Raw genomic sequence first — 22116 nt, 5'->3', positions numbered from 1 at the left:
TAAAGTGCATTATTGTTAGAATTGTGAATGATAAGTAATATGTAAACGCTTATAATTGTATGTGAAATGAAAAAGGAGTTGAATTACATGGACATCCGATCTTCTTTTGAGGCTCTAGACAAAAAATTCACTGCGTTTGGCGGTTTGGCAGGTGGGGGCATTACGCGTCTACTTTATTCTAAAGAATGGTCAAATGCTGTTCAAGCGTTGAAAGAAACACTAGAAAAAGATGGATTTGAAACAGAATTCGATAGCATCGGCAACTTGAAAGGACGTATTGAAGGTAGCAAATACCCTGAAGAAACAATTATGTCCGGTTCTCATATTGACACAGTTGTTGAAGGTGGTCATTTAGATGGTCAATTTGGTGTGTTAGCAGCTGTCGTTGCGATGCAGTCACTTAAGGCTGAATATGGTCAACCATTGCGTTCATTAGAAATTTTAGCTTTAGCGGAAGAGGAAGGTAGCCGTTTCCCATTTGCTTTCTGGGGAAGCAAAAACTTCTTCAACTTAGCCGGTAAAGCTGATGTAGATTCAATAGCTGATGGTGAGGGTGTTGCTTTTAAAGAAGCAATGCGTGAATGTGGTTTTGATTATCGAACAGCAGATAATGATTATAGCTACATAAAATCATTTATCGAAGTGCATATTGAACAGGGTAAAGTATTAGAAACTGAAAACAAATCAATTGGTGTCGTTAACGGTATCGTGGGTCAAAAGCGTTATACAATCAACTTAAAAGGTGAAGCAAACCATGCAGGTACAACACCGATGGGCTTGAGAAATGATGCAGTTGTAGCTTTCAGCAAAATTGCTAACCAATTAACAGATCGTGCGCGAGAAATAGGGGATCCATTAGTCATTACATTTGGCCGCGTAGATCCAGTGCCAAATACAGTTAATGTGGTTCCAGGAGAAGTTACGTTCTCTATTGATTGTCGTCATATTAATCAAGAAGAGTTAAATCAATTCGCAGAAGAAATTGATGCATGTATTAAACGTGTATCTGAAGAAGAGGGCGTTCAATGCGACATCGATCTATGGATGGATGAAGCACCAACATTGATGGATGAACGCTTGGTTAAAGAAGTCCAGAATGCTGCTGAAACTGTAGTGGGTGAATCAGAGTGGAAATTAATGCCTTCTGGTGCAGGTCACGATTCTCAAATTTTTGCTAAATATGTACCAACATCAATGTTGTTTGTACCATCCATTAACGGTGTGAGTCACAACGTTGAAGAAGAGACAAATGTAGAAGATTTAGTTAAAGGTATAGAAGTGTTAAAACAAGTATTATATAAACTTGCTTATAAAGAATAATACTTGGACATAGACAACTAGAACAACATCATTGAGCTATATAAATAAACATGGTTCAACAAACTTTTTATAGAGATAAGCATAAAAGATTTTAAATACAGATAAAGAAAAGGAGCATTTTATTTATGGGTTATATTAATCATAATCAAGGATATAGAGAAGGTTTATTAGAAACACGTTCAGTAATTAAAAAAGATAACTACGCAGTCATCACACCAGACGGTTTAGTAAATAACGTTGTACCTGGTTTTGAAGATTGTGACGTAACGATTCTAGGTTCACCGAGACTTGGTGCACGCTTTGTAGACTACCTTGTAACATTGAAAAATCAAGGTGGTAATAGACAAGGATTTGGTGGAGATGGTGTTCAGACATTCATCTATGTTGAATACGGAAACATCAATGCGTATGCAGATGATAAAAAATATGAATTGAGCGCAGGTGGTTATTTATATGTACCATCTCATCAAGTAATGACATTTGAAAATAACAACCAAAATAATGACAGTCGCGTGTTCTTATATAAAAAACGTTACCAACCTTTAGAAGGTTATACGCCAGAAGTTGTAACTGGAAATGTTAATGATATGGTACAAGAACCATACGAAGGCATGGAAGAAGTGAAAATTCTTGATTTGCTACCAAAAGAATTAGCATATGATATGAACATTCATATCTTGTCATTTAAACCAGGTGCTTCACACGGTTATATTGAAACACACGTTCAAGAACATGGGGCTTATGTATTAAGTGGACGTGGCATGTACAACTTAGACAACGAATGGCAACCAGTTGATAAAGGTGATTACATCTTTATGGGTGCTTATGCGCCACAAGCAACTTATGCTGTTGGTTTAGACGAACCATTCGCTTACATCTATTCCAAGGATGCAAATAGAGATATAGAAATTTAAGGAAGGTTGTTAGTCATGGAAGAGGGAGCATTAATATACGTCGAACGTGGTAAACTACGCCAATTATTTAAAGAGAAATTAACACATGCAGGTTTACCTGACGCGCAAGCTGAAAAAACAGCAGATCTCATGATATTTGCTGACGAGCGAGGCATTCATTCACATGGCTCAGTTCGAATGCAGTATTATGCAGAACGAATTGCTAAAAAAGGCTTTAATTTGGAACCAGATTTGAAATTTACGAAGACTGGTCCTTCAGCAGGCACATATTTCGGCGATAATGCTGTTGGCCATTATGTTGCATATCAAGCGATGGAAGAAGCGATTAATTTAGCAAAATCCAGTGGTATCGGCATGGTAGGTATTCAAGAGATGGGTCATAGTGGTGCCATTGGTTATTTTGCAGAACAAGCTGCAAAACAAGGCATGGTTGCATTAACAGTATGCCAATCTGACCCAATGGTCGTACCATTTGGTGGTACAGAGCCTTATTTTGGTACGAATCCAATCGCCTTTGCATCACCACAAAAAAATGGTGAGCCCATATTGTTTGATATGGCAACAACGGTACAAGCGTGGGGGAAAATATTAGATGCACGCTCAAAACACAAATCGATACCTAATACATGGGCAGTGGACAAACAGGGTGAACCTACTACAAATCCTTTTGAAGTAGCTGCTTTATTACCTGTAGCCGGACCAAAAGGTTACGGCTTGATGATGATGGTAGATATATTAGCAGGCAGCTTATTAGGTTTGCCATTTGGTAAGCATGTCACTTCGATGTATGAAGATTTAAGTCAATATCGTAGATTAGGACAATTTCATATCGTGATTAATCCAGCATATTTTGGTGATGAAACACAGTTTTTAACACAAGTTTCTGACATGGTAGATGAGTTACACGGTGTTAAACCAACCAAAGGTTTTGATCAAGTGTATTACCCAGGTGAGATTCAAGAAGAAGTTAAAAAGCAATATGCAGAGCATGGTATTCCAGTTGCTCAAGAAATTTATGATTATTTAATATCTAATGACATATATTAGGAAGTAATAAAAAGAAGTGAACGAGATAATTTAATGTAATAAATGGTGACTTACGACATTTAGCATGGTGCGTCTTTAGTAACTTCTTTTTTTACTGCTTGAAAACACATTTTTTAGTGAAATAAAACACAATAATAGTAATAAGGAGGTTGTAATATGCGCGTTTCTAAAAATGATTTGTTTGATTTAATGAAAAATAAACTTGTTAAAGCTGGATTAAATGAAGATGCTGCAAAGGATGTCGCTGATGTTTTGACTTTTGCAGACCATCGCGGTATTCATTCTCATGGTGCAGTCAGAGTAGAATATTATGCGGAACGTATTGCTAAGGGAGGTATTACTGCTAACCCTGAGTATCAATTTGAGCAAACGGGTCCTTCGACAGGTGTTTTTGAAGGGGATAATGGCCCTGGACATCAAGCTGCAAAACAAGCAATGGAAAAAGCTATTGAAATGGCCAAAATAAATGGCGTGGCGGTTGTAGGTGTGAAACATATTTCTCATAGTGGTGCCTTAGGTTATTTCGTGGAAATGGCATCTAAAGCAAATATGGTTGGTTTAAGTATGTGTCAATCTGATCCAATGGTTGTACCTTTTGGTGGTACAGAGCCTTATTTCGGTACAAACCCAATTGCATTTAGTGCACCGTCAAATGATGAGCGTATCATTACATTTGATATGGCTACAACAGTACAAGCGTGGGGGAAAGTACTTGATGCTAGAGCTAAACATCAATCTATTCCAGATACATGGGCAGTAGATGCAAATGGTGAGCCAACAACAAATGCCAGAGATGTTCATGCACTTGTTCCAGTGGCGGGGCCGAAAGGTTACGGTTTGATGATGATGGTAGATATCTTGTCAGGAAGTCTGCTAGGTGTGCCACATGGTGTGCATGTTTCATCTATGTACAAAGATTTAACCAAAGGCCGTGATCTTGGACAATTACACATTGTCATTAACCCTGCATTCTTTACAGACTTAGATCAATTTAAATCACGTATTTCAACGATGTTGGATGAATTGAAAGCTCAACCAGCTGCTGAAGGATATGGAGAGATATTCTATCCAGGTGAACGTGGACGCTTACGTAGTGAAAAATACGATGAAAAAGGCATTGAAATTGTTGATGAAATTTACGATTACTTAGTGTCAGAAGACGTACACTTTGATCGTTATCACGGAAAAAATAGATTTGCAGAATAATAACGGAGGAATAGTATGTTATACACAATAATTAAAGAAAACACGTACCAAGATTCGATTGTCTTAATGTTATTATCGAATAAATTATCTGCTATTGATGGTGTGAACCAAGTATCTATTATGATGGGGACGCCTGCCAATAAAGATATTTTCAAATCATCAGGATTTGATACTGCAGAATTAGACAACGCTAAACCTAACGATATTGTAGTCATCATAGATACAGATGATGAATCAAAAGTTGATGAAGTTAATGAACAAGTAGATGCAGAACTCAAAGGTAAAGGTGAAGAGGATGACAAGTCTAAAAAACAAGACGAAGCTTCAAACTGGAATCGTGCTTTAGAGTTAGCAAACAATCCAAACTTGGTATTAATTTCAATCCCTGGTCAATATGCGGCAATGGAAGCTGAAACTGCTTTAAAAAATAATTTAAACGTATTTATGTTTAGTGATAACGTTGCTAAATCAGACGAAGTGCGTTTAAAACAAATGGCGCATGAAAAAGGATTATTAGTGATGGGACCTGACTGTGGTACAGGTATTATCCATAGCTTACCACTTGCTTTCACTAACACAGTGAACGAAGGTGACATTGGTGTTATTGGTGCTTCTGGTACAGGTATCCAAGAAGTGACAACAATCATTGACCGTGAAGGCAAAGGCGTGACTAACGCAATCGGTACTGGTGGACGTGACCTATCAACTGAAGTTGGTGCAATTACGATGTTAGATAGTATTAAAGCGTTAAATGCAGATCCTAAGGTTAAAGTCATTACTGTTATTTCTAAACCACCAGCTAAAGAAGTCGAAGAAAAAGTATTAAATCTTCTACGTAATATTGAAAAACCTGTTGTTACCTTATTCTTAGGTTCTAAACCAACTTACACTGAAGAAAATATTTACCATGCATATACATTAGAAGAAGCGGCACGCGTATCTGTTCAATTGTCTAATGATGAAACGCCACAATTCAAACCAACATTTAAAGAAAATCTTGGTATTGAATTTGCTGACAATCAAGATGGCATCAAAGGATATTATTCAGGTGGTACTTTAGCTTCAGAAGCAGCTATGTTAGTTAAAGATACTTTAGGTGACGCTTCAGGCGAAGTAACACCAGAAGGTTTCTCATATAAAGGTGGAAACCATGAAATCATCGACTTGGGCGATGACATTTATACACAAGGTAGACCGCATCCAATGATTGATCCATCCAAACGTATTGAAATGTTAGAAACTTCTTCTGATGATCCGTCAACTGCTGTAATTATGTTAGATAATGTCATAGGTTATGGTAGTCATGATGATATGGCTAGCGAACTTGCACCAACAATCAAAACGATTTTAGAAAAAGTTAAAGCTAACGGTCGTTCATTAGCGGTTCTTGCTACAGTTGTTGGTACGCAACATGACCACCAGGGATATGATAGCCAAGTTAAAACGTTAACAGAAGCTGGCGCAATTGTTTGTGAAACAAACGATCAAATGGTGCGTACTGCACTTAACTTAGTTGGTAGCAATGTAGCTCAACCAAAATTAGCAACGAAATCATTTGATTCAGAACCGGTTGATTTAACTGTCGATGAAAAAGTAATGAATTTAATAAATATGAAGCCAAGTGTGATTAACATTGGATTGAAGAGCTTTACTGAAGCAATTCAAGCAAGTGATGCACCAGTCGTTCAATTCAACTGGCGCCCAATTGCAGGTGGAGATGAAAAATTAATGAAAGTACTGCAATTCTTAAACAATTATGAAGGAGAGACGGTATAAAATGGCTTATAAAACAATAGATGAAGCTAACCAAGCAGTCATTGATAAGATGATTGCAGCAGCACCATTTTTAGTAGATGTAGTGCCAGCCAAATCTAAAATTCCTGAACTCAAAGAAAATGTATTATTACATGCTGGTCCACCAATTAAATATGAAAATATGACAGATCCTATGCAAGGTTCTTGTGTCGGTGCGATCCTTTTTGAAGGATGGGCAGATAATGAACAAGATGCACGTAAATTGTTAGAAGAAGGTCAAATTACTTTCATCCCTTGTCACCATGTTAATGCAGTTGGTCCAATGGGTGGTATTACTTCAGCTAACATGCCTGTACTTGTTGTGGAAAACAGAGAGACAGGTAACGAAGCATATTGCCAAATGAACGAAGGTATCGGCGCAGTATTACGTTTCGGTGCTTATAATGATACAGTAGTCAATCGTCTACACTGGATGAAAGATGTTTTAGGACCAGTATTAAGCAAAGCATTACACAAAATGAACGATGGCTTAAATGTTAATGTATTAATCGCTAAAGCAATTGCAATGGGTGATGAATTCCACCAACGTAATATTGCAGCTTCATTAGCTTTCTTAAAAGAAGTTACGCCTATCATCTCCTCATTAGACGATGTTGAAGCAGAAAAACGTACTGAGGTGTTACAATTCTTAGCTGATACAGATCAATTCTTCTTAAACGTAGCGATGGCTACAGGTAAAGCGATGATGGATGCCGCACGTACAATCGAACACGGTACAGTTGTAACAGCTATGTGTCGTAACGGTGAAAACTTCGGTATTCGCATCGCTGGTATGGGTGATGAATGGTATACTGCACCAGTCAATACGCCTCATGGCTTATTCTTCACAGGCTATTCTGCTGAAGATGCTAATACTGATATCGGTGACTCTGCCATCACTGAAACAATCGGTGTTGGTGGTATGGCAATGATCGCTGCGCCAGCAGTAACTAGATTCGTTGGTACTGGTGGCTTTGATGATGCATTAGATATCAGTAATGAAATGACTGAAATTTGTATCGGTGAGAATCCAAACTTTGCTATTCCTACGTGGAACTTCAAAGGTGCTTGCTTAGGCATTGATGCACGTAAAGTCGTTGAAACAGGTATTACTCCAGTTATTAATACAGGTATTGCACATAAAATTGCTGGTTATGGTCAAATTGGTGCAGGTACAGTTCACCCACCGATTGAATGTTTCGAAAAAGCAATTACTGCATATGCAGAGAAATTAGGCTTTAAAGCGTGATTTTCCACGCAACAGCTATAGGCAATATTGCCAAGGAAATATTAGCAAATCATCAAACTTTTTATGTGCATAGCATATTTAATAAAGGATTCAATATTGTTAACGATGCGCAAGAACTTATATTTATAGGTACCGATGAAAATGGCATGTTTCCATTTGGTATATTAATAGACCAACAGACGAAACGTAGTTTGTTAAATGAGATTTCCTTAAACCAACAAATCACTATAGGTCCTAACACTATTTATATGAGTAAAACATGCCAACTTGTGTGGCATGTTGCATCATTGCCATTTAAAGACTTCGCTGAAAAGGTAAATAATGATGAACTAAAGCAAAATATATCGACATATGACTTTACGATGTACGATGAAGGTGACTTTGACCGCCAAACAATGAGCCGAATTATACATGCACTTAAATATGAAGATGTTGAAACCGTAGAACAATATTACCGCTACCTAATTGGTAGAGGACAAGGGCTTACGCCTTCTGGTGATGACATTCTAACTGGTATGTTGTTTATTCATTTTACCGATCCATATATTAGAAAACCAAATTTAGAAAAATTAAAATACCTACTTAATGAACCATTAACAACACTAGTAGGAGAAACCTTTTTAAAATGCGCACAACAAGGGTTGTTTAGTTCGAAAATATCAGAGTTACAACATGAACCGTCACTGGCAAACATTGATCGACTGCTTGAAGTAGGTTCGTCATCAGGAAGAGACACAGTATATGGCATGTTTGTAGCATTAACTTGAAGGAGTGAAACGTATGAGTAAGCGTGTTGTACTTGCTTTAGGTGGTAACGCTATTTTACAACCTAAACAAGAAGCGTCATACGACAATCAATATAAAAATGTGTTTGCTGCTACACGTAAAATGGCAGAGTTGAAAAAAATTGGACATAACGTTGTCATTACACATGGTAATGGACCACAAGTCGGAAATATTATTGCACAAAATGAAGCAGCAAAAGACGTTGTTGATCCACTTCCAATTAACGCTTGTAATGCTGAATCGCAAGGTTTCATCGGTTATATGATGGAAGAATCTTTGAAAAACCATTTGCATGCGTTAGACATCCAAAGTGATGTGGTAACATTATTAACAATGGTAGAAGTGGATAAAGATGATAAAGCATTTGATAATCCAACAAAACCGATTGGCGTATTTTTTGACGAAATTGAAGCAAAACGCCTAGAAGAAACGCATGGTTTTGTGATGGTAGAAGATGCAGGTAGAGGTTACCGTCGTGTTGTTCCTTCACCAGAACCACTCGTGATTCACGGCGTAAATCAAATCAAAGCATTGATTGACCAAGCAATCGTTATTTCGTCTGGTGGCGGTGGTATACCAGTTTACCGTGATGAAAATGGAAGTATTCAAGGTGTTGAAGCGGTTATTGATAAAGACCGCTCTGGTTTGAAACTTGCTCAACAAGTTGAAGCAGATACATTCATGATGTTAACAGACGTCTCAAATGTTTGTGTGAACTTTGGTAAACCGAACGAAGAGAAATTAGCAACGATTTCAGTTGACCAAGCAAAAGCTTATGTTGCAGAAGGACAATTCCCTGCAGGAAGTATGTTACCTAAGATTGAAGCTGCGATTCAATTTGCTGAAATGGGTAAAGAAGCGATTATCTGTTCATTAGATGATGCAGTCGAAGCATTAGAGGGTAAAGCAGGTACACGTATTTTATTAAATGTTGATCAATCATAGATGAGTTCCTTAGAATCAATTATTTGCGAATCGTTCAAATGGCTTTCATTTGTTCGATTCGTTGTATTATTATATTAAAAGACTTGGAAGAAAGGTGGTATAAGATGACTGAACCCTATCGCATACATAGAATCAAAGAAAATTGGGGCGTAATTTTGGCAATTGTGTTTATTGCTTCTACCTTACGTGCACCACTCACATCAGTAGGGCCTGTAGTTGATGAGATTAAGCATGTAATGGAAATTAATAACAGTGTTGCTGGCATCTTAACTACTATACCGCTCATTATTTTTGCGATTGTTTCTCCATTAGTATCGAGAGTAACATCACGTATAACAATGTCTCGTACAATTTTGTACTCCACAATATTACTGATTATTGGATTGTACTTGCGTGTAGCTGGAGATTTTAGTTTATTCATTATAGGTACATTAGTATTAGGGATAGCAATTGCATTTGGTAACGTTGTATTACCAAGTTATGTGAAATGGTATTTCCCGATGCAAATTGGTATAGCTACTGGTATTTATAGTGGGACTATGAACTTTACAGCAGGCTTAGGTGGTGGGTTGAGTTTCCCATTATCTCAAACGCCGCTTGGTTTTAGGTTGTCATTGTCATTTTGGATTATTCTAGGGATTATCGCAATTATTTTATGGATACCGAAAGCACGTAAAGGTGCAAAATTAGAAAAACAAACAATTGATGAAACACAAGTCAAACATCACAAGAAAGTTAATATTGTCAAATCTAAATTAGCTTGGATGGTGGCTTTGACGATGGGCTTCCAATCCATGGTGTTCTATACCGTTGTAGCATGGGTACCATCGATATTAGTGGATAGAGGTGTGGATCCATCTACAGCAGGCTATTTATTAATGCTCAATCAATTTTCTCAAGTACCTATGACATTTTCATTTCCAATAATAGCATCTAAATTGAAAGACCAACGAATATTGGTCGTTATTATCACAATCTTATTCTTGACTGGTTTTGGCTTGTTCTTTACACAGTCATTAGTATTACTTGTTATCGGTATGGTCATTGCTGGTTTAGCAATGGGCGCATGTTTTAGTTTATGTATGACATTCTTTTCCATTCGCGCACGGACAAGTGATGGTAGTATTTCGTTATCAGGGTTTGGCCAATCAGTAGGCTATTTAATCGCAGCAATTGGACCATTTTTAATTGGATACTTACATGATTACACGGGAAATTGGATATCAGGTATTATTGCATTATTGTTAATGTCATTACTATTCTTTATTTTTGGTTACCCAGCAGCTAAAAATAGAGTTGTAGAAGATGAATAGTAGAAAAGACTTAAATTTAAAAAGTAAAATTAAAAAAGGTACGACACCAACGGTTTAGGTTTGGAGTTGTACCTTTTTGATTTATCTAATTAAAAGATGTGTTAAAAAGTTTATGATATTTCATTGTTATCATAGTGATCCACAAGTGTTTTAATCGCAGTTTCTAGATCAAGGTTTTTTATGTTGCCTTGGGAAATAAGGTGAGTTGCAAATGCAGCTAAAAACGTTAAGATGTTTTGTTTTTGGACAGCATAACCCATGATTCCGATTCTCCATATTTTACCTTTTAACTCTCCAAAGGAACCTGCAATTTCTATGCCATAATTTTTTAATAAACCATCTCTGAATGCTATATCATCTATACCATCAGGGATATTAACGCATATCACCATTTTCATTTCGTTTGATTCATCGCCATAAATTTCTAGCCCTAGTGCTTTCAAGGCTGATTTTAAACCTTCTTGATGGAATGTATGACGTTGAGCACGTGCTTTTAGACCTTCAGATAGTGCTAACCTTAGACCAGTATGAAGCGCATATATTGAAGTTGTTGCTTCAGTGTGATGATTTAAACGTTTTGGACTCCAATAGTCTTGTAACTGTGTTAAATCTAAATAATTGCTTCTGATAAAATGATTTTGTTCCGTTGTTTCAGTAGAACGAATACCAAGTTCTACACGTTTGCGCGCATTGATGGCATCACTAAATCTATCATTGAAAGTGATTGGGGTAATACCTGAAGGAATAGATAAACATTTTTGAGCGCCACCAATGACTGCGTCTAATTCCCATTCATCTACTGGGATAACCATCCCTTGGTATGTGGCAACAGCATCTACAACAGAATATATCCCTCTTTCTTTACATGCACGACCAAGTTGATCAATTGGTTGCAATCTACCAGTCGACGTTTCACCGTGGACAATAGCAAGTACTTTCGGTTGATATTGATCTAGGGCTTCAATGATTTCTGACTGTTCAAACACCTCTCCCATTGGCTTATAAATGCTGTGGACGATACCACCAGCACGCGTAACCAGTTCAGCGAATAAATAGCCAAAACGTCCAATGACTGGAACTAAAACATCATCACCAGGCTTAACAATACTAGATATTACAGCTTCTAAGCCAGCACGACTTGTGCCATCAATAGGAAATGACCACTGGTTTTTTGTTAAAAATGATTTGCGAATTAGCTCCATCGTTTGATTCATAATGTCTACAAATTCATAGTCAAATTGACCTAAGATAGAGTTTGACATTGCTTGTGAAACGCGGGGGTCTACGCTAACAGGGCCGGGTGTCATAATTAATCTTTTGTTGATTTTTAAATCATCCATATTTATTACCTCGTTTTCTTTAAATTCCTTCATTATATATTATACTTTATTAAAGCTGATATATATTCGTCAAAATCGATAATTATTTAACGATAATTTATCTGAATATTACAAAAATAAAGAAATTTAATAGAAATTATCTTATATACTTGCATGTAGATAAAATGAATTTCCATAACTTCATTATTTATAAATGTTTGAAAGAAGATACATAAAATTGTACACTATATAAGCATGCCAAGGGCATGCACACACTATGGGTCGCTGTGAGCATGCGCTTAGGCATGTTTCCAGACTTCCTCATAGAAGCAAGCTACTTCCTTTAAGGAAGTGGCTTGTATTTTTTTACGATAATCACTTGAACGGTCTTGGTTTTTTATTAATCATATCTCTTTGTATCGTAACGATTTTCTATTACAATGTTTATGGATGTTAAAAGTTGGAGTGACAATGGATGATAAATGTAAAAGAACCTAATCCAATATTTTTGGAAAATGAATCTTCTGAACGTGCTGTATTGTTATTACATTCGTTTACAGGGACGATCAGAGATGTGAAATTATTAGCAACAAAATTAAATAAAGCGGGTTTTACCTGTTATGTTCCTGCTTATAAAGGACATGGTTTATTACTCGAATCATTGATGGCTTATGACGCAGAGGATTGGTGGCAAGATGCGTTAGAAGGGTATCAATTTTTAGAAGATAAGGGCTATTCGAATATAAGTGTATGTGGCATATCTTTAGGTGGTATTTTGTCTTTAAAATTGGCAGAAGAAAAACAAGTTAGTTCTGTTGCAGTCATGTCGACACCATTTAGTAAAGATGATGCAGGACTTGCGAGCAGGCTGGAATTTTATGGCGGACGCATGGGTAATTTAGTAGGTTTGTCTCAAGAAACAATTCAACAACAAATTGACCAAATTGAAACCTATACCACTGGGTTTGATAAATTCAAACAACTTGTTGATAATGTGATGGCGAATTTAAACCGGATTTCTGCTCCTATCGCTATAAAATTTGGCGAACAGGATGAAAAGGCTTATGAAGTTAGTGCAAATTATATTTATGATCAAATTGCACATGAGGATAAAGAAATTCAAGGTTATGCTACCTGTAAACATTTAATGACGTATGGTGAAGGTCATTTAGAAGTAGAACAAGATATTATCGCGTTTTTTGAAGATTATACATAAGCCATGAAAATATTAAAAAGGATGGTTTCTACTAAATGGAGTAGAAGTCATCCTTTTTTGTTTCAATATATTTAAAATTAAGTTCTCCAAAATGTTGTACAATCCGCTTTGTCTTCGATATTGAATTGAATAATGGACTTCAATAATGCATAGTTAACGTCTTGAGTCCATTTAATACGAAATAAATTATTGGTTTGCGAATATCCAGCTGCTTCAATTTGTTCCGTAAATTTAGCCATTCCTTTAGCTTCGGGTGCTACTGAGAAATGCTGTTTGGACTTACTAAAGGCGATTATAAACGTACCGTGATGCGTGTACATCGGTTGATTCCATTTTACAGTTGTTTCGAGTTCAGGAAAAGTTTCAGAAATCCAATTAAAGATAGCTTCCATCGTGGCTGTTTGTTTGTCATTTTCCAGTGACTGTAAAAAGTCATTAAATTCAGTCATACAATATCTCCATCCTTAAAGTGTGAATTTTATTATATAGCGTAAGCGTATTATATCAATTACATGCAAATATATCACTTTATAGGCGAGTGAATTTAATCTAAATTTCCAATTTGAGTGTATAAACAGTTTATGATAATTTCAGAAATCCCTTTTGGCATTTTGCTATTTTACATATAAAAAATACACCCCATATTTGAAGGGATGTATTGATGAGAATAGATATGTGTTGGCATATCGTTTGATTAACAGTACGCACTAACTTAAGTCATTTCAGTTTGCGATTTAGCGTAAAAGAAATCGATAATGATACCGATTAGCAGACATACCATAAATGGTATCAACCATGCTAGTTGGATATTCGCTAATGGGAAATGCGCATATACAACATTAAGTACTTTAATTAAATTAAAATCATTTAATATTTGTAATAAAGAAATAATCAATGTTGCAATCGTTGGTATGATAAAGCTATATTTCATTTCAAATGAGATAAATATACTCAATAACGAAATAAGCACTAATACGATAGATGTTGGATAAATAAATGTAAGTAATGGTACAGCAATTTCCAAAATAAGCTCTAATCCTAATGTAGAAACAATAAAACCTAATATTGAAAAGATAAGTACAAATAATTTATAAGAAATTTTTGGTAATTTTTTCATTGCAAATGCTGAACAAGCATTCACAAGTCCAATACATGTTGTTAAACAAGCTAATATCACAATTATCCCAAAAATTAAGTTTCCTAAAGCACCAAACACACGTAATGAGTTAAAAGTTAAAATATCTGTGCCATCTTTAAAGCCTGTCTGATCGGTTGTTGCGCCAACATAGGCTAAAGCAAAATAAATGATAAATAACAGTACAGCCGAAATAAAACCAGCTTTCACAACATTTTTAACTAATAATTTTGGCTCATTAACACCATGTAATTTAAAACTTTGTACAATTACTACTGAAAAAGCGAGTGCAGCAACGAGATCCATTGTGAAATAACCTTCTAAGATACCTGACACAAGTGGAGTTTGCGCAAAGTCGCCACCAGCTTTACCAATTGCACCTTCAGGATTGATAATCACTAAAATACATAAAATAGCGATAATGCATATTAAAATAGGTGTTAGGTATTTACCTAAATTATCTATGATTCGATTTGGATAAAGTGCAATCAAGTAAACAACTAAGAAAAAGACTGCTGAAAATATAATTAAAGTTAATTGATTATGTACAGGTAAAACATTTTTTGTACCAATTTCATAAGCGACATTTGCAGCACGTGGAATCCCGTATAATGCGCCAATAGACGCGTAAATACAGATTGCAAAAATCGTACCGAATACTGGATGGACTTTGTTACCAATACTTTCAACGCCACCATTCATATAAGCTACTACGATGACTGTTAAATATGGCAATAAAATACCGGTGATTGAAAATCCTATCATTGAAACCCACATATTTTCTTGAGCTGTATATCCTAACATAGGTGGAAATATTAGATTTCCGGCTCCAAAGAAAAATGAGAATAACATAAGACCGGAAATCAGTATGAGTCTATTCATTTTAATACCTCTATTATTTTTAAAGTTATTTGTTGCAAAACATACATTAATATAACACAAAAGTTATATGAATTCAATGAAATTTCAGAAAATTAAACCATGTAAGATGTTTAATTAAATTGATTTATTAATGTCATAATAGTAAAGAAAACTGTAATATCAAGTGTTTTAAACAATTAACTATTGAGCTCAATTCAAAAAAATGTTATAGTAGTTTTCTATGTTACATGAACGCTTTAACGTAATGAAGAATAATAGGGTGTAAAGGATGTATGAACGATGCACAATGAATCACAATGGAAGTCCTCGCTCGGTTTCATATTGGCAAGTGCTGGATCCGCAATAGGACTAGGCGCAATGTGGAAATTCCCATATATGGCAGGTATATATGGTGGTGGTGCTTTCTTATTAATGTTTTTAATATTCACACTGCTTGTAGGATTGCCATTATTAATGATGGAATTTACAGTAGGTAAAATGGGCAAAACGTATACTACTAAAATATATGAAAAATTAACAAATAAAAAATGGTTAAATATTATAGGTTGGAATGGTAATTTAGCTGTATTTATCTTATTTGGATTTTATAGTGTTATCGGTGGTTGGATTATCATATATATATTCAATGTATTACTTCAAATATTCTCGCTTAATGGTGATAAATTAGGCCACATAGCATTTGAATCAATTATTAGTAATCCATGGTTGACCATTACAGGTCAAGGAATATTCATCTTGTTAACGATGTTCATCGTAATGATGGGGGTTGAAAAAGGATTAGAAAAAGCATCTAAATTTATGATGCCGTTACTATTTATCTTCCTTATTATTATTGTTTTTAAATCGTTATCTTTAGATGGATCATTTGAAGGTATGAAATATATATTACAACCACGAATAGAAGATATTTCAATAGAGGGTATTTTATTTGCCCTAGGCCAATCATTTTTCACACTTTCATTAGGAACAACAGGTATGATTACATACGCTAGTTATGCACCTAAAGAAATGACGATTAAAACTTCGGCTGTTTCGATTGTAGCGATGAATATTCTAGTATCTGTGTTGGCAGGTTTAGCAATATTCCCTGCGATTTCAGCTTTTGGCTATAGTCCGACTGAAGGTCCAGGTTTACTATTTAAAGTGTTACCAAAAGTATTTGATCAAATGGCATATGGTCCAGGTTTCTATTTTATTTTCTTAATATTATTTTTATTTGCAGCACTTACTTCTTCAATTTCGTTACTTGAACTCAATGTGTCCAACTTTACTAAAAATGATAATTCGAAACGTAAATCTGTATCGTTTTATATAAGTATCCTTGTTTTTATCATAAGTATTCCCGCAACACTGTCTTTTGGAAGCTTAAGTCATATAAAATTTGCAGCAGGAACCATTTTTGATAATATGGATTTTTTAGTTTCTAATATTTTAATGCCGTTAGGTGCGTTAGGAACAACACTTGTTGTAGGACAATTGCTCGATAAACAAGCATTAAAAGAACATTTTGGAAAAGATAAATTAAGATTGTTTATACCTTGGTATTATCTCATCAAATTTATCTTGCCAATCGTTATTATATTAATATTTGTCGTACAATTTTTATAGAAATTAAATAACATTAATCATTCACCCCTTATCATATCAATGTAAAAATTGGTTGTTGATAAGGGGTTTTTTAAATAATTTGTAAAGTATAAATTAAGTTATTATATTTTTATTTATATTGTTGACTATTTTTTATTTGTTTAGTAAAGTCAAATTAAATTATTTATTTAAAAAAATTGTTGTGTTGTATCAATTGTTTTAAATAGATAATTTAATTTTTATAATTATTTGAAAACGTTTTCTGAAAGGAGTGGTAGTTTATGAAAGAAATTTTTGGTAAATTTTTCGAATTAGTGCCACGTTTTATTTTAAATTTATTCATTTAGCAAAAGGAAGTTTGTCATTTATTAAATTCTATTAACCAAGAGGTGTCTAGTATGGAACAGAAAAAAAACAAATATAGTATTCGTAAATTCACTTTTGGCGCATCATCTATATTGATTGGCTCTTTACTATTTATAGGTGTAGACAGTGCGCAAGCTGCAGAAACAGAAAAACAAACAAGTGAAATGAACTATCAAGACATTGGGGAAAATGTTGGGGAAACAAATAGTGATAACGCTACTGGGGATAGTGGTGTACCGGTTAATAAGAATGATAAACAAACTTCAGATAATCAAAGCTTACATAATGATAGATTTACGACTGAAGCAGAAAACGAAAATAATGAAAAATTAGACGTAGAAAATAATAATAATCAAACAAAAAACGAGGGATCAGAAGAAGTAAATCCGGGATATAACGAACAAGACAAAACAAAGGATGAAACATCAGAAGAAGTAGATCCAGAATACAATGAACAAGATAAAGCGAAAAATGAGACATCAGAAGAAGTAGATCCGGAATATAACGAACAAGACAAAACAAAGGATGAGACATCAGAAGAAGTAGATCCAGAATACAACGAGCAAGATAAAGCGAAAAATGAGACATCAAAAGAAGTAGATCCAGAATACAACGAGCAAGACAAAGCGAAAAATGAGACATCAGAAGAAGTAGACCCAGAATACAATGAACAAGATAAAGCGAAAAATGAGACATCAAAAGAAGTAGATCCAGAATACAATGAACAAGATAAAGCGAAAAATGAGACATCAAAAGAAGTAGATCCAGAATACAATGAGCAAGACAAAACGAAAAATGAGACATCAAAAGAAGTAGATCCAGAATACAACGAGCAAGACAAAGCGAAAAATGAGACATCAGAAGAAGTAGATCCGGAATACAATGAACAAGATAAAACAAAAGATGAAACATCAAAAGAAGTAGATCCGGAATACAATGAGCAAGATAAAGCAAAAGAGATGAAAGTAAATGCAGATTCATCGCAATCAGAAGTTCAAAATGATGTTGAATTTGGACAATTGAAAAATGATGATTTAGTTAATGAAGATCGTCAAAGCAATCAAAAGAACAACGATCAAGATAAAAGTTTAGCTTTACTTAAGAAAAATGCTGTTGCTACAACAAATAATAAAGTGAATCAACAGAACGTTGAGAAAACTCAAACACAACCTACAAAAAAAGCGAAACAAAGTCAATATAAAAACCAAGATCCCATTATCTTAGTGCATGGTTTTAATGGTTTTACAGATGATATTAAACCATCTGTTTTACCTCATTATTGGGGTGGAGACAAATTAAATATTCAACAAGACTTAGAACAAAAGGGTTACAATGCATATGAAGCAAGTATTGGTGCATTAAGTAGTAATCATGATAGAGCAGTTGAATTATATTATTACATTAAAGGTGGCACAGTAGATTACGGTGCTGCACATGCTGAAAAATATGGACATGACCGTTATGGTAAGACATATGAAGGTGTATATAAAGATTGGCAACCAGGTCAAAAAGTTCATTTAGTTGGTCATAGCATGGGTGGACAAACCATTAGACAACTAGAAGAATATTTACGAAATGGTGATCCAGAAGAAATAGAATATCAAAAACAACATGGTGGCGATATATCTCCAGTATTTCAAGGTAATAACGATAATATGATTAGTTCAATTACTACCTTAGCAACACCTCATAATGGTACACATGCAGCTGATCAACTAGGTAATGAAACGCTTATCAGACAAGTTGCATTTGATTATGCGAAACTAAAAGGTAATAAAAATTCTAAAGTTAGCTTTGGCTTGGAGCAATGGGGTTTAAAACAAAAAGACGATGAAACATATAATCAATATGTTGAACGATTGAAAGATAGTAAATTATGGACGACAGATGATAATGGATTTTACGATTTAACAAGAGCAGGCGCAACTGAATTAAATAAAAAAACATCGTTAAATCCAAATATAGTTTATAAAACATATACTGGAGAATCTACAAGAGATGGTTTATTTGGTAGACAAAAATCAGATATTAACATGTATTTACCTATGGGAATAACAGGTAATGTGATTGGAAAAGCTCCGGAAAAAGAGTGGCGTGTCAATGATGGACTTGTTTCAACAATTTCAGCATTACATCCATTTAATCAAGCATATGTAGCAGCATCGAATCAGGTTCAAAAAGGTGTTTGGCAAGTAACACCAATTATGCACGATTGGGATCATGCAGATTTTGTTGGCCAAGATAGTAATGATACGAAGCGTTCACAAGCAGAGTTAAGCCGATTTTATGAAGGCATTGCCTCGGATTTAGTAAGAACTGAAAGTGCTGAAGCATAGTTAAAACGCTACGATTATATTTTATGAAGGTGAGGGAAAATGATGAGTGGAGACTTTTTTGATTTAGTAGGTTCATTATTCAATATATTGAAAACTTTATTTTCGTAAGTAATCAGAAATTGATAAACAAGACAATAACGTTTAACTATTAATATATACTGAGTATGGTTTAAGCCAATTCAGAGCGAGGATAATTAATCAAAAGTTACACTTTGATTTTATCTTCGCTCATTTTTAGTTGAGTAAAATGCAGTGTGTTCTATTTTCTTGAAAACAATATTTGTCTAACGAAGAAGGATGAAATGTGAATGATATGATTGAAAAGGCGAAGAAAGTGAAACAAGATGCTAAATTTGGATGGGAATAATATCAATGAATCGTAATGTGCAGCTATTGATTATGTTGTATGTCAAAAAGAGACTGATACATGTTGTATCAGTCTCTTTAAAGAGGTTAGAAATTATTTGCCTGTGAATAAACCAACGATTTTTTTGATGATATCAATGATAAAGTCCATGTCCTTCACCTCACTTTAATTTGTTAACTTCACTATAAAAGAATTGTGCTAAATTTTGTTTAAAATTCCCTAAATAGTAATAAATTATTCCAAAATGGAAATTAATAAAAAAATATAACAATAGCGCATTCAAAAGTGTATGAAAAGTGGTTACATAATCATTTAAATTATAGAATTTTGCTTTCAAAGAAAAGTAACAGTTTCATTAATACAAAATTTCCGTAGAAACAAAGCAAACGTCAATTTCTATAAAATTCCATAGAAACTGACGTTTATTCATTAATTAAAGCTATTGTTGTTATAGATACACATATTTTAAAGTATTACTCCATAAAAATTGTTTGAGACTGGTAAATTTTAAAAATCTAAATAGTTGTATAAAAGTGGCAAAGTGAATGAATTCAAATAGATTTTATATTAAACAACTTAAACGAATGTTACTCATTAGTCAGTGATTGCGCCTTTTGAAGCAGATGATACGAGTTTGGCATATTTTGCTAATGTACCACGTGTTTCTTTTAGTGGCGGGGCTTGCCATGCATTACGACGACGTTCTAACTCTTCATCAGAAATATCAAAACTAATTTCTAAATTTTCAGCATCAATAGTAATGATGTCGTCTTCTTGAAGTAATGCCATTGGGCCACCTGCTTGAGATTCTGGAGCAGCATGACCTACTACTAGACCATGTGAACCACCTGAAAAACGTCCATCTGTTAACAATGCAACAGATTCACCTAATCCTTTTCCTACCAAAATAGAAGAAGCTGATAGCATTTCTGGCATACCAGGCGCTCCTTTTGGTCCAGCATAGCGAATCACCACGACATCTCCAGGTTGAATATCGTCATTGAGTATTGCTTTTGTCGCTGCAGGTTCTGAATCAAAAACTTTCGCAGGTCCTTTAATATAAGTAACACTTAAACCTGAAATTTTTGCTACTGCGCCCTCAGGTGCTAGATTACCTTTTAAAATAACAAGTGGACCTGTAGGATGTTTAGGCTGATCAAAATTAATGATTGTTTTATCATCAGAAAGACTTGGTTGTTGAGCTAAGTTTGCTGCAACGGTTTTTCCAGTAACTGTTAAACAGTCACCATGGATTAACCCTTTTTCATGTAATAGTTTCATTACGCCTGGTACGCCACCGACTTCATCAAGATGTGCCATTACATATTTGCCGCTAGGTCTTAAATCTGCAATATGCGGTACGCGTTTACGTATTTTTTCAAAATCATCAAGTGTTAAATCTACATCAATTGTATGCGCAATAGCTAGTAAATGTAAGATTGCATTTGTAGAGCCACCTAACGCCATGACAACAGTAATCGCATTTTCAAATGCTTCTTTGGTCATGATATCTTTAGGATATATACCTTGCTCTAATAAATGATAAACAGCTTTGCCCGCTGCGCGACTATCTTTTGATTTGTTTGTTGATACAGCTGGGTGAGAGGCGCTTCCAGGCAAGCTCATTCCCATAGCTTCAATAGCAGAGGACATTGTATTAGCAGTAAACATCCCACCACAAGCTCCGGCACCGGGGCAAGCAGAGCACTCTACTTTATGTAATGCTTCTTTATCTATTTCTCCATTGTTGTATTGTCCAACACCTTCAAAAGCAGATACAGCATCCAAATCTTTGCCATTCAATTTCCCAGGTAATATAGTCCCGCCATATACAAAGACAGCTGGTAAATTAAGACGAGCGATACCAATCATACAACCTGGCATGTTTTTGTCACAGCCACCGATTGCTACAACACCATCTAAATTTTCAGCACTGACTACGGACTCAATTGAATCAGCAATAATTTCACGGCTTGGCAGTGAGAAGCGCATACCGTCAGTGCCCATGGAAATGCCATCTGAAACTGTAATCGTATTAAAAATCAGTGGTGAACCTCCAGCTTCGCTTATACCGCGTTTAGATGCATGAGCGAGACCGTCGATGTGCATATTACATGGTGTAACTTCACTCCATGTACTAGCAACGCCAATCATAGGTTTTTCAAAATCTTCGTCTTCAAAACCAAGTGCACGTAAATAAGATCGGTTAGGTGTACGGCTTACACCTTCACTAATCACTTTGCTGCGGATTCGTAAATCGTTTGGTTGTTGATTTTGCGACTGTTCCTTGCTCAAATAATCCCCTCCAAAATAAAAAATCACATTATATTAAGA

The 22116-nt window shown here is 35.0% G+C and carries 16 protein-coding genes; 12 read left to right on the top strand and 4 right to left on the bottom strand.

The features are described from left to right. Positions 1-87 precede the first annotated feature (87 nt). The 9 genes from allC to KA873_RS08130 all read left to right on the top strand — a co-directional run bounded on the left by allC (position 88) and on the right by KA873_RS08130 (position 10574). Positions 88-1320 carry an allantoate deiminase gene (allC, locus tag KA873_RS08170; protein ID WP_210140217.1) on the top strand — a complete coding sequence of 411 codons (1233 nt, stop codon included), beginning with the start codon at positions 88-90 and terminating at the stop codon, positions 1318-1320. A gap of 125 nt (positions 1321-1445) precedes the next feature. After that, the gene (gene allE / locus KA873_RS08165; RefSeq protein WP_107383764.1) at positions 1446-2234 is read left to right on the top strand and encodes a (S)-ureidoglycine aminohydrolase; all 789 of its coding nucleotides are present in this window, start codon (positions 1446-1448) and stop codon (positions 2232-2234) included. A gap of 15 nt (positions 2235-2249) precedes the next feature. After that, positions 2250-3281 carry an ureidoglycolate dehydrogenase gene (allD, locus tag KA873_RS08160; RefSeq protein WP_107504873.1) on the top strand — a complete coding sequence of 344 codons (1032 nt, stop codon included), beginning with the start codon at positions 2250-2252 and terminating at the stop codon, positions 3279-3281. Positions 3282-3437: 156 nt separating this feature from the next. Next, positions 3438-4487 carry an ureidoglycolate dehydrogenase gene (gene allD, locus KA873_RS08155; RefSeq protein WP_119517681.1) on the top strand — a complete coding sequence of 350 codons (1050 nt, stop codon included), beginning with the start codon at positions 3438-3440 and terminating at the stop codon, positions 4485-4487. Positions 4488-4502: 15 nt separating this feature from the next. Continuing rightward, complete coding sequence (locus tag KA873_RS08150) at positions 4503-6263, top strand: acyl-CoA synthetase FdrA (RefSeq protein WP_210140216.1); 1761 nt, start codon at positions 4503-4505, stop codon at positions 6261-6263. Between the two features lies 1 nt (position 6264). Then, the gene (locus KA873_RS08145; RefSeq protein ID WP_210140215.1) at positions 6265-7530 is read left to right on the top strand and encodes a YlbE family protein; all 1266 of its coding nucleotides are present in this window, start codon (positions 6265-6267) and stop codon (positions 7528-7530) included. Beyond that, positions 7527-8297 carry an oxamate carbamoyltransferase subunit AllH family protein gene (locus tag KA873_RS13720; RefSeq protein WP_107504871.1) on the top strand — a complete coding sequence of 257 codons (771 nt, stop codon included), beginning with the start codon at positions 7527-7529 and terminating at the stop codon, positions 8295-8297. Before KA873_RS08145 ends, KA873_RS13720 begins: the two co-directional genes overlap by 4 nt. 13 nt (positions 8298-8310) lie before the next feature. Continuing rightward, positions 8311-9261, top strand: a complete 951-nt coding sequence (gene arcC, locus KA873_RS08135; protein WP_107385676.1) for a carbamate kinase — start codon at positions 8311-8313, stop codon at positions 9259-9261. A 104-nt stretch (positions 9262-9365) separates the two neighbouring features. Continuing rightward, on the top strand, positions 9366-10574 hold the full coding sequence (locus tag KA873_RS08130; RefSeq protein ID WP_107385677.1) for a CynX/NimT family MFS transporter: 1209 nt from the start codon (positions 9366-9368) through the stop codon (positions 10572-10574). Positions 10575-10684: 110 nt separating this feature from the next. On the opposite strand, the gene KA873_RS08125 is transcribed toward KA873_RS08130, so the two are convergent. After that, positions 10685-11914: a pyridoxal-phosphate-dependent aminotransferase family protein gene (locus KA873_RS08125; RefSeq protein WP_210140214.1), complete on the bottom strand. Its 1230-nt coding sequence runs from the start codon at positions 11912-11914 to the stop codon at positions 10685-10687. A gap of 454 nt (positions 11915-12368) precedes the next feature. On the opposite strand from KA873_RS08125, the gene KA873_RS08120 reads away from it, so the two are divergent. Continuing rightward, on the top strand, positions 12369-13109 hold the full coding sequence (locus tag KA873_RS08120; RefSeq protein WP_107383755.1) for an alpha/beta hydrolase: 741 nt from the start codon (positions 12369-12371) through the stop codon (positions 13107-13109). Between the two features lie 77 nt (positions 13110-13186). Here the strand turns inward: KA873_RS08120 and KA873_RS08115 are convergent, their stop codons facing one another. Next, positions 13187-13558, bottom strand: coding sequence for an iron chaperone (locus tag KA873_RS08115; protein WP_210140213.1), 372 nt, complete (start codon positions 13556-13558; stop codon positions 13187-13189). Between the two features lie 263 nt (positions 13559-13821). Further along, complete coding sequence (brnQ, locus tag KA873_RS08110; protein WP_210140212.1) at positions 13822-15126, bottom strand: branched-chain amino acid transport system II carrier protein; 1305 nt, start codon at positions 15124-15126, stop codon at positions 13822-13824. A 279-nt stretch (positions 15127-15405) separates the two neighbouring features. Between brnQ and KA873_RS08105 the strand changes: the two genes are divergently transcribed. Together KA873_RS08105 and lip are read left to right on the top strand one after the other, a co-directional pair. Further along, on the top strand, positions 15406-16734 hold the full coding sequence (locus KA873_RS08105; protein WP_210140211.1) for a sodium-dependent transporter: 1329 nt from the start codon (positions 15406-15408) through the stop codon (positions 16732-16734). 377 nt (positions 16735-17111) lie between these two features. Continuing rightward, positions 17112-19415, top strand: a complete 2304-nt coding sequence (lip, locus tag KA873_RS08100) for a YSIRK-targeted triacylglycerol lipase (RefSeq protein ID WP_210140210.1) — start codon at positions 17112-17114, stop codon at positions 19413-19415. Positions 19416-20376: 961 nt separating this feature from the next. On the opposite strand, the gene ilvD is transcribed toward lip, so the two are convergent. After that, positions 20377-22077 carry a dihydroxy-acid dehydratase gene (gene ilvD / locus KA873_RS08095; protein ID WP_107383750.1) on the bottom strand — a complete coding sequence of 567 codons (1701 nt, stop codon included), beginning with the start codon at positions 22075-22077 and terminating at the stop codon, positions 20377-20379. Positions 22078-22116 lie beyond the last annotated feature (39 nt).

Source organism: Staphylococcus sp. GDY8P45P, from assembly GCF_017892745.1.
Taxonomy (GTDB): domain Bacteria; phylum Bacillota; class Bacilli; order Staphylococcales; family Staphylococcaceae; genus Staphylococcus; species Staphylococcus cohnii.
Note: the sequence above shows the minus strand (reverse complement) of the source record. Positions and strands in the feature narration are given on the sequence as shown.